The sequence below is a fragment of the Pandoraea bronchicola genome, from assembly GCF_902459805.1.
Lineage (GTDB): Bacteria > Pseudomonadota > Gammaproteobacteria > Burkholderiales > Burkholderiaceae > Pandoraea > Pandoraea bronchicola.
Genome location: NZ_CABPST010000012.1, coordinates 137,847 through 147,194, shown reverse-complemented (window position 1 = coordinate 147,194; position 9,348 = coordinate 137,847). Strand labels below are relative to the sequence as shown.

Genomic DNA, 9,348 nt, shown 5'->3' with positions numbered 1-9,348 from the left:
AGACGGCGATAGCACTTGCGATCAGCGGCGCTTGGCGTCGGAGGCGGGAGGCGGCAGCGCCGCGAGGTCCTCGTTCAGCTGCTCGCGCAACGTCGCGATGGCGGCCGTCGTGTCGGCCGGTTTCAACATCTCGCGCGCGATGGCTTCGCGCAGATGGTGGCGCAGCATCGGGTCGCGTGTTTGCGAAAGCGTTTCGCGATAGAACGGCAAGACGTTCTCCGGATGGCCGCCGACGCGGTAGAGATGCGCGATTTCTTCGATGGTGCGAACGGCGGCAAAGCCGGGGCCGCCCGGGCCGGCAGGACCACGCGGGCCCGAGCCGCCGAAGTGCGGCCCCATGCCCGGCGGCGGTGGCATCTCGCGGACATCGGCGGCGGGGGGCGCACTTGGCGCAAGCGCGGCAGGAGGCAGTGGGTCTGCGGTGGCGATACCGGCGGCTGTCACGGTCAGCAGGAATGCAAGCGTGCTCGCGGTATGGCGCATCGATAGCTTCATCATATGGACTCCGTATTAGATGCGTTCGCGGGAGTGTCGAACGCCTGAGGCAAGCGTATCGCGCATACGAGGCACAGCCCGGGGACGGTAACGGCATGTAAGGCGAGCCGAACGAAGGACGACCCAGGCGCAGTGGGACTGGGGGGCGCTGCGTTGCAAGGGCCGCGTGCGGCGTTACACTGACGCCGTCGCCGTGCAAACTCCGCGCAGGCGTTGCTGTCGACTGCGGCCTGCGCGTTCGAGGAGACCCGTATGACAACCGATTTCGTGCATCCCGCCACCGTCACTTCATGGCGAAGCCCGGTGGACTTCTACGCCACGCTCACACGCGTGATCGATGCGCTCAAGCAGCACGGCATGACGATCTTCGCCGACATCGATCAGAGCGCGGCGGCCGCGTCCGCCGGGTTGGAACTGCGCCCGACGCGGTTGCTGCTCTTCGGCAACCCGAAGGGCGGTACGCCGGTGATGGCGGCCAATCCCCATGCGGGGCTGGAGTTGCCGCTCAAAGTGATGGTGTGGGCGGTGTCTGCCGACGATGTTCGTGTGGACTTTCTGAATCCCGGGCCTTCATTGAGTGCGCTGTACGGCATCGGCTCGTCGCAGGCGGCGGCCTTCGGTGGTGTGGCGAAGCTGCTGGATGGCGCGCTTACGGCGTGAACGCGCGATTCGGGTTCGGTCGTCGAAACGTTCCGCAGCGCGCGGCCACCGATGTGAAGAGAGCCGGCTGAACAAGGTGACGATGCGCGCCCGTCCATCGGCCGCAAAGCCTTGTCCGGCGGACCTCGGCGCGCGCTGTGCGGCAGCGCAAAAGTGCCTATACTGATTCGGCCCGATTGCGCGCTGTCGCTTCTGGCTGCCGCGCCCCATCCTTGCGGGCGCACAGTCACTGCCGGGCGCAGGCATTTCCCCCCTTCTTTGATGGAGTAACTCCCGTGTCGAACAGTCAATGGATCCGTGTCGAAACCGTGGACGGCGCTTTCGATGCCTATCTGGCATTGCCGCCGTCGGGTAAGACCGCAGATGCACCGGGCGTCGTACTGGTGCAGGAAATCTTCGGCGTGAACGAACACATTCGTGGCGTGGCCGATCAGTACGCGATGGACGGCTATGTGGTGCTTGCGCCCGACATCTTCTGGCGCGACGCCCCGCGCGTGGAACTTGGCTACTCGGGCGACGACTGGGCGCGCGCGATGGAACTGCGCAAGTCGGTCGACGTCGAGAAGGCTGTGAAGGACATCGAAGCCACGGTCAAGGCGCTGCGCGGCAAGCTCGACCGTGGTGAAAAGGTCGCGGCGGTAGGCTATTGCTTCGGCGGTCTGCTGGCGTATCTGAGCGCTGCACGCGGGCTGGTCGACGCCGCCGTGCCGTACTACGGTGGCGGCATTCACAACTATCTGGGCGAAGTGGCCAATCTGAACGTGCCGGTGCAGTTCCACTACGGCGCGCTCGACAGCCATATCACGCCGGATATCGTGACGTCGGTGAGCGATGCCGTGAAGTCGCGCCCGAACACCGAAGTGTTCGTGTATCCGGGGGCCGATCACGGCTTCAACTGCTGGGCGCGAGGTTCGTATCACCAGCCGTCGGCCGCGTTGGCTCACGGCCGTGCGCTCGAATTCCTCGCGAAGTCGCTGGCGAAGTAGACCTCGACGTTGTGCGGTAGACGGCAAGAAGCCCGCTTTGGCGGGCTTCTTCGTTTCCGGACTCGCCATGTCGCATCTTGCGGACGTCGCGAATGCGATGGACGTCCGCTAAAAAAGCCCGTCGCCGGAGCGACGGGCAAAGTCCTGTGCGTTGAACCACCACGCACAGCGACAGGAGTCTTGGGTCGGGGACGACCGGAGATCACACTGAGCGCCGGCGGATACCGGCGCTTCGTTATGCGCAGAACGCATGCCGCGCCGCGACCTCTTGTGAGAGGTTTGCGGCGCGGCGGGTTACATTACGAACCGAAGTAGGTCGTGCCGGCGCGTTGCTGGCCGCCGGCCGAACCCATCTTGACCGGGGCGCTGGCCGATACCGGCCGTGCGCTGGGGGCGGCCTTCGGATACACGGCGTCGTGTTGCACCACGAGGCCGGCCTGTTGGGCCTGGATCAGTTCCTCACGCACCTGGGCGCGGCTCAGGGCGCTGGTTTGCGGCACCCACGAGAATTCCGAAGGGCCGTCGAAGGCGTCGCTTGCGAAAGCCGAACCGGCCGAGACGGCCAGCATTGCGGAAACCAGAGCAGAGGTAATAAGAGCGCGTTGCATGGTGTTTTCTCCTGTCTTTTGAAAGAGGCGATGTTGTATTCATCGTCGACAGTTGAAGTGTATTGATGCGCGCGCTGACGATAAAGTCGACTTCAGACAAGCAATTCTTTCTTGTTAAGAAATAATAGACCGATAGTCAAGGAGACCCCATGCTCTACCTGTGGATGAAGGCCGTACATCTGATGGCAGTGATCACGTTCATTGCCGGAATGGTGACGATGGCGCTGGGCGGGCGCCTCGCGCAGCCGGAGTGGCGGCGTATTGCGCGGCGGGCGGACTATGGACTGGCATCGCCTGCGTTGATCGTGGTGTGGCTGACGGGGCCCACGCTGGCGATCATGGCGAACTGGTGGAGCGCACCGTGGCTCATGGCCAAGCTGGCGCTGGTGCTGGTCATCTCGGGACTGCATGGCCGATTGTCTGCCACGCTCAGACGGCTCGAACGTGACGGTGCCACCACATCGCCGGCGCTATTTCAGCGGGCCTTGCCCGTCACGCTGCTCTCGATGGCAGGGGTGGTGGCGTTGGTGATCGTCAAGCCATTTTGAACTGTGCGCACCGTGCAACGGCGCGGTAAGGGATTCGGCTTGGTGGGCGTGCGTGCCCGGTGTTACGCTGGCGACATCGCCAAAAACGTCCCAAATAACGCCTTTGAAAGGCCTGGTGCCGATGCCGATCACAAGTGCGGTACCCCTGGAATTTCAGGGTCATGACCGCCCCGTCTGCGCGTTGGCGAAAGATTATCCGGATGGCTTCGTCGTGCGTGCGCACACCCACCAGCGTGCGCAACTGATGTATGCAAGTGCCGGCATTCTCGAAGTACGCACCGACACGTCATTCTGGGTGATACCGCCGCAACGCGCGTTGTGGATTCCGGGGGAGGTCGCGCATGAAGTGCGCATGCGCGGCAGGGTCGAAATGCGCACGATCTACGTCGACGTGGTCCGAAGCGGTATCTCGGCACCCGACATGCCCGTGGTCATCCGTGTTTCTGCGCTGCTGCGCGAATTGATCCTGCGCGCGATGACGCTTCCCGAAGACTGGTCGCCCGATGGCCGCGACGCGCTCGTCATGGCACTGTTGCTCGCGGAGGTCGAGTGGAAGAGCGACTCGCCGCTGCACTTGCAGGTGCCCCGCGACGCTCGTCTGCGCAAGATCTTCGACATTTATCTGAGTACGCCGGCCGACACCCGCAGTCTGCAGGACTGGGCGGTCGAGGTCGGTGCGTCGAGCCGCACGCTGGAGCGGCGCTTCATGACGGAGTTCGGTGTGCCGTTCCGGGAGTGGCGTCAGCAGATGCGTCTGCTTGGCGCGCTGCCGCTGCTGGGCGCGGGGCGGCCCATCACGCAGGTGGCGCTCGAAGTCGGTTACGACACCCCGAGCGCGTTCTCCACCATGTTCCGCCGCTTTATGGGCGTGACGCCAAGCGAGTACCTGACGCGCGCCCGCGGCCTGGCGTGAGCCAGTGCATGGCGTCCCACATGTCGTCGTAGACGGGCACGCCTTCGGCATAGAGGGGCGAGCGCAGACGCTTCGAGCCGATGCCGATGAACTCGATGCCGAGCTGGCGTGCCACTTTCAGATCCCACATGCCATCGCCCATCGAGACGATCGCGCGCGGATTGGTAATGCCATAACCCGCCTTCGCCCGCTTGATCGCCTCCGCGACAAGCTGCTCGCGTGAACTGTATTCGGACGCGGTAATGAGCATGGCGTCCGTGTAGTCGATCGCCACCGAACGCAGCTTGCGGTGACTGACCTGCCGGATGCCGCCGGTCGCGAAGACCACGCCCCAGCGCGAGCGGTGAGCGGCTTCGACAAAAGCGCGCGCACCGGGAATTTCGGCCAGACCGTGGGCGTTGAGCAGGGCGGTGAAGCGCTCGTCGATTTCATGCTCGAAGCGCGCCAGGTCGTGCGGCTGAGGCAGCGCCCGGCCGTGCTCGGCGTGGGCGTGAATCAGAATGCCGGTGTCGGTGTGATGGGGGTAGCTGCCCCAATCGGTGTTGAGTGCTTCGAACGCCAGCGACTCCATCGCGCCGAGCAGCGCGCGCTGGTGAATGCGTACCGAATCGGTCAGAGTGCCATCGACATCGAGCACCAGAATGCTGTCTTTTTCGAAACTCGCCTGCATGGCTGAATGTGGACTCGTGTCAGGACGGACGTCTTGCCGTCGAAATGAGGGAGTGTACGAATTCGCGACGACGAAAAAAACTCGTTGAGTGACAGGGGATACGCCGCATGCGACACGGAGACTGTCGGATTTGATAGTTCGAGGATAGTTTGCCCGGCCATCCCGCGTAAAGACGGCGCGCAGGCTGCCTTTCGCGGGCCGGGGAATGCGTCGTCGGATCAGCCGTAACGGGGGCGCGACTGCGACGCGTATTCACGGGCAAGACGCTCAAGCTGGGCGAGCGCCTGCTGCATTTCGGCGAGGGATGGCTTCCGGTCACGCCGTGTGCGTGCGTGAGATGGGGCCTGTGCCGGTGCCGCGCTCGCCTGAGGTTGTCGTCCCTCGATCGGGGAAGCGGTGGAAGCAGCAGAGGCGGTGGATGAGTGCGGGGGCGCTTGCGTCGCTGGAGAGGGCTGGGCCGCAAGGTCCGGTTGGCACGGCGTGTGCCTGGCATGGCGACGCGCTTCGGTGGCAGGCGCCTCACGCGTCTCGCCGCGCGCGAACCCCCCATAGCGCTGATGGCCGTCATGAAGCAGCTCGGCGAGCGTGCGCACGATGTCGCCGCCCGGTCCCACGGCCCGCATCTGCATGCGGGCCGCCGTATAGGACTCGGGGACTTCGCCGAACAGGTGAGGCACATGCCGACGCGCGTGCGTGAGCGTGTCCTGGAACACCCGCTGGACAGTCACCGGTGTTGCCAGCGAGATGAACAGCGTCTGGGGCCGGCCGTTCACAGGTATGCGGATATAGGCGCCAAACATGGCGTCATGCACCTCGGGTTCCCCAGCCGAGCGCAGAATCCGCCCGTCCGGGAGCGGTCCCGGGACGTGGTCGCGCTGCGCGTCCGGTTCGCCGGTCAGCATGTGCGGGAAAGCTAACTGCGGCACTTCAATGTAGGTGTCGGCGTGGCGCAGCATGCGTTGTATGTCGGGCGACATTTGGCGAAGTTGCCGAGTCAGGCGTTCTTCAATGGACGGCACGGCGTATTTGCCCTGCGATTCGGCCTCAAAGGTCTCGGAGAACGCCTGCTCGAGCGCGCGGGCGTCGCGGCCCTGCCTTGAGAGCACCGTCCGGACGGGGGCGGGCAGCGAGGCTTCGCAGCCCGCCAGCATCAGACGGCTGGCGCTGACTTCGACGCTCGTGTCTGCGGGAAGATCGAGCGGACAATGCTCGGCTTCGCTGCGGCTGCCGCTCACGCAAACCGGCCGCACGTCTGACAGCCGTTCTGCGAAAACCTGTGCGCGGGTCGTGGGCGCCTGCGACCAGTCGAACGTGGTTGGCGTGAGGAGATAACCCAGACTTTGCGTGGCGGAGGCTGGCGCTAGCGCGACTTGCCTGAGCTCCGACATCATGTCGTGCTTGCGAGCCGCCACGTGAGATAGCGGCAGGCCTTGTGAGATGGCGAGCGCGTTCGTCACCAAATTCCAATTCAGCAGGGGCATAAGCATAGCTGTCACTCCAGTTGTGGTCACGGGTCCGTTCCCGCGATGCGCCGGAGTATGGGCGCTACGCCACTTCAGACTGTTGCGTCGGGGCGCCTGCGTTCGGAGTTCGGCATAGGCTAGTGCACTGTCCCATTCAAACGATCGCGGTGCGCAGACTTGGCGGCGCTTCGCGCAGCAGCGACTTGAGGCGCTTGAGCGCGCTGGCCAGGCGCTCGGTATCGCGCACGCCGCCCAACGAAATGCGGATGGCGTTGGGGGCGTCGGCGCTCGGACAGAAGGCGTCGGCGGGCGTGACGGCGAGTCCTTCGGCGCGGGCGGCCATCGTCAGTTCGCGGGCCGTCCACGGGGCCGGCAGCGCATGCCAGAGATGAATTCCCTGAGCGGGGATGGCACCCGCGTCCCCCAGAATTTCTGCGGCGATGCCCTGCCGCTGCGCAGCGGCTTCCCTTACGCCATCCAGAATGCGATCCGCCATGCCGTTGTGAATCCACTGCGTGGCGAGCCCTGTCATCAGGGGTGGAGCCATTAGGGCGAAGGCGTGCAACGTGTTCAGGAAGTGGTCGCGTTGACGCGCGTTGGCAAGCCTGACATAGGCGGTCCGCAGCCCCGGTGTGAGACATTTCGACAGCGTGGCCACGTAATGCACGCGATGCGGTGCCAGACGGGCGAGTGGCGGCGGCGCGTCCTTCGCGAGGCGCCAGTAGGGATCGTCTTCGATCAATGTCAGATCGAGCTTTTCGGCGACGGTGAGCAACTCGCGGCGGCGGCGCTCGGGCATCGTGCGGGTGGTCGGGTTCTGGAGTGTCGGATTCAGATAGACCAGACGCGCCCCATGATCTCGCGCGGCCGTGCTCAGGGCGTCGGGCAGCATGCCGTCGTCGTCGGTGGCGACTGGCGCGATTCGACGGCCGAGCGTGCGTGCGGCGCTGTGCAGGCCCGGGTAGACGATCGGCTCGCAAAGCACCGTTTCGTCGCGCGCGGTGTCGGTCAGCAGCAGAGCCGCCAGTGTGGCCTGCGCGCCGGGGCTGACGAGGACGTCGGCCGGAGAGACCGCCCCGAGCATCGGCGCGAGCCACAAGGCGCCAGCTTGCCGGTCCGCAACGCCACCATCCCCCAGTTGATACGCCATGTGCATCGACGCATCCGTGTGCCGGAGCACTTCGTCGATGCCTTTCTGCAGCATCTCGCCGAGAAACAGGCCGGCTGGCGCAGGCGGAATATTCATCCCGAGATCCAGCACCTGATCGAGCGCCACGCGCGGCGTGCTCACGAACGTGCCGAGCGGGCCGCGCCCCTCGATGGCGTTGCGCTCGCGCGCGCGGTTGTACGCACGCGTGACCGTTGTGAAATCGATACCTAGCCACGCCGCTAACTCGCGCTGTGCCGGCAGGCGGTCGCCCGGGCGCAGACGCCCATCCGCCACCGACTGCTCGATGAAGCCGGCCAGACGCAGATAGCGCGGCCCCTTGCCAGTGGCAAGGGCAGGTTTCCAGAAGGTGGCGCGCAGGCTGTCGTGGAAGGCGTCCATGGCAATGTCGGTATTATGTATGGAGAATTATTGCGTTCTTCCGCAATATTTGCAGTGTAGTTTGCATACATGGGCATCGCAAGGCTTGAATTCGGGCGGCGTTGCCGCACCTTGAGCCGGTACGCTTGCGCTGATCGATACGGCAACGCGTTAACAATCAACGACTTACCGGACAAAACTGCACGCGAGTCCATTGACACTTGCAATGACCGCAGGTATAGTCGCAGGCTCCGGTTTTTCCGGCGGTATGCCTGTGTCTAATGCAAAGTGCTTATGCATCAAGCGTTTAGATGCGGACAATCCGCAAGAGCGGCCGGGGAGTACGCAGTAAAGTCGCATGACGGCCCGCCTTGGCTTTCATGCTTTTGACACGTTTAGGAAATCACAATGCCAACGATTAACCAATTGGTCCGCAAGCCGCGCACCTCTGCTCAAATCAAGAGCAAGAGCCCGGCCCTGCAGGACTGCCCGCAGCGTCGTGGCGTGTGCACCCGTGTGTACACGACGACGCCGAAGAAGCCGAACTCCGCTCTGCGTAAGGTTGCCAAGGTGCGCCTGACCAACGGGTTCGAAGTCATTTCGTACATCGGCGGTGAAGGCCACAACCTGCAGGAACACTCGGTCGTGCTGATTCGCGGCGGTCGTGTGAAGGACTTGCCGGGTGTGCGTTACCACATGGTGCGCGGTAGCCTCGACACGCAAGGCGTCAAGGACCGTAAGCAGGCCCGTTCGAAGTACGGCGCGAAGCGTCCGAAGGCCTAAGCGGCTAAGCGGATATACGTTCGGTGATGGTGGTACATCGTCACTGAGTAAGTGGTCACTCGGCCTGAGATTGGCTAGTAGGTGGCCTGGAGCGAAGCTCCAACTGAATTTATTAAGGAAGAAATCATGCCGCGTCGTCGCGAAGTCCCCAAGCGCGAAGTGTTGCCCGATCCGAAGTTCGGCAACGTTGATGTCGCTAAATTCATGAACGTGCTCATGCTTGCCGGCAAGAAGTCGGTTGCAGAGCGCATCGTTTATGGTGCTTTCGAGCAGATCCAAACCAAGGCGGGCAAGGATCCGCTGGAAGTCTTCAACACCGCTCTCGGTAACGTGAAGCCGGTGGTTGAAGTCAAGAGCCGCCGTGTTGGCGGTGCAAACTATCAAGTTCCGGTCGAAGTGCGTCCGTCGCGTCGTATGGCATTGGCGATGCGTTGGTTGCGTGAGGCCGCGAAAAAGCGTAGCGAGAAGTCGATGGCCCTGCGTCTGGCAGGTGAGCTGATCGAAGCCTCGGAAGGCCGTGGCGGCGCCATGAAGAAGCGTGACGAAGTTCACCGCATGGCCGAAGCCAACAAGGCATTCTCGCACTTCCGCTTCTGACGCTGGCAGGCAGTACCTAGAGCAGAAACCGGGGCGGGTGCGCATGAGAAATTGCGCCTCGCCCGTTTGTGTTAGTAGCCCCCTCAAAAATGGCGGC

At 63.9% G+C, this 9,348-nt stretch carries 11 protein-coding genes; 6 read left to right on the top strand and 5 right to left on the bottom strand.

The window, feature by feature from the left end:
- Nucleotides 1–21: 21 nt before the first annotated feature.
- Nucleotides 22–498 (bottom strand): hypothetical protein, encoded by a 477-nt coding sequence (locus tag PBR20603_RS19730; protein ID WP_150561162.1) that lies wholly within the window; start codon nt 496–498, stop codon nt 22–24.
- 249 nt (nt 499–747) lie between these two features.
- Here PBR20603_RS19730 and PBR20603_RS19725 point away from each other — a divergent pair, with 249 nt between their 5' ends.
- The gene (locus PBR20603_RS19725) at nt 748–1,155 is read left to right on the top strand and encodes a DUF302 domain-containing protein (protein WP_150561161.1); all 408 of its coding nucleotides are present in this window, start codon (nt 748–750) and stop codon (nt 1,153–1,155) included.
- Between the two features lie 275 nt (nt 1,156–1,430).
- Nucleotides 1,431–2,141: a dienelactone hydrolase family protein gene (locus tag PBR20603_RS19720; protein WP_150561160.1), complete on the top strand. Its 711-nt coding sequence runs from the start codon at nt 1,431–1,433 to the stop codon at nt 2,139–2,141.
- Between the two features lie 299 nt (nt 2,142–2,440).
- Here the strand turns inward: PBR20603_RS19720 and PBR20603_RS19715 are convergent, their stop codons facing one another.
- The gene (locus tag PBR20603_RS19715; RefSeq protein WP_150561159.1) at nt 2,441–2,749 is read right to left on the bottom strand and encodes a DUF4148 domain-containing protein; all 309 of its coding nucleotides are present in this window, start codon (nt 2,747–2,749) and stop codon (nt 2,441–2,443) included.
- Nucleotides 2,750–2,898: 149 nt separating this feature from the next.
- On the opposite strand from PBR20603_RS19715, the gene PBR20603_RS19710 reads away from it, so the two are divergent.
- Both PBR20603_RS19710 and PBR20603_RS19705 read left to right on the top strand, forming a co-directional pair.
- Nucleotides 2,899–3,297, top strand: coding sequence for a CopD family protein (locus tag PBR20603_RS19710; RefSeq protein WP_150561158.1), 399 nt, complete (start codon nt 2,899–2,901; stop codon nt 3,295–3,297).
- A gap of 121 nt (nt 3,298–3,418) precedes the next feature.
- Nucleotides 3,419–4,210, top strand: a complete 792-nt coding sequence (locus PBR20603_RS19705) for an AraC family transcriptional regulator (protein ID WP_150561157.1) — start codon at nt 3,419–3,421, stop codon at nt 4,208–4,210.
- Here the strand turns inward: PBR20603_RS19705 and PBR20603_RS19700 are convergent.
- The 3 genes from PBR20603_RS19700 to PBR20603_RS19690 all read right to left on the bottom strand — a co-directional run bounded on the left by PBR20603_RS19700 (nt 4,158) and on the right by PBR20603_RS19690 (nt 7,892).
- The gene (locus PBR20603_RS19700) at nt 4,158–4,880 is read right to left on the bottom strand and encodes an HAD family hydrolase (RefSeq protein ID WP_150561156.1); all 723 of its coding nucleotides are present in this window, start codon (nt 4,878–4,880) and stop codon (nt 4,158–4,160) included. The two genes, PBR20603_RS19705 and PBR20603_RS19700, sit on opposite strands and share 53 nt — an antisense overlap.
- A 218-nt stretch (nt 4,881–5,098) precedes the next feature.
- Nucleotides 5,099–6,367 carry a hypothetical protein gene (locus PBR20603_RS19695; RefSeq protein WP_150561155.1) on the bottom strand — a complete coding sequence of 423 codons (1,269 nt, stop codon included), beginning with the start codon at nt 6,365–6,367 and terminating at the stop codon, nt 5,099–5,101.
- A 130-nt stretch (nt 6,368–6,497) separates the two neighbouring features.
- Nucleotides 6,498–7,892, bottom strand: coding sequence for an aminotransferase-like domain-containing protein (locus PBR20603_RS19690; RefSeq protein WP_150561154.1), 1,395 nt, complete (start codon nt 7,890–7,892; stop codon nt 6,498–6,500).
- A 387-nt stretch (nt 7,893–8,279) separates the two neighbouring features.
- Here PBR20603_RS19690 and rpsL point away from each other — a divergent pair, with 387 nt between their 5' ends.
- Both rpsL and rpsG read left to right on the top strand, forming a co-directional pair.
- Nucleotides 8,280–8,654, top strand: coding sequence for a 30S ribosomal protein S12 (gene rpsL, locus PBR20603_RS19685; protein WP_010804142.1), 375 nt, complete (start codon nt 8,280–8,282; stop codon nt 8,652–8,654).
- Between the two features lie 126 nt (nt 8,655–8,780).
- Nucleotides 8,781–9,251 (top strand): 30S ribosomal protein S7, encoded by a 471-nt coding sequence (rpsG, locus tag PBR20603_RS19680; RefSeq protein WP_010804141.1) that lies wholly within the window; start codon nt 8,781–8,783, stop codon nt 9,249–9,251.
- The last annotated feature ends 97 nt before the right edge of the window (nt 9,252–9,348 follow it).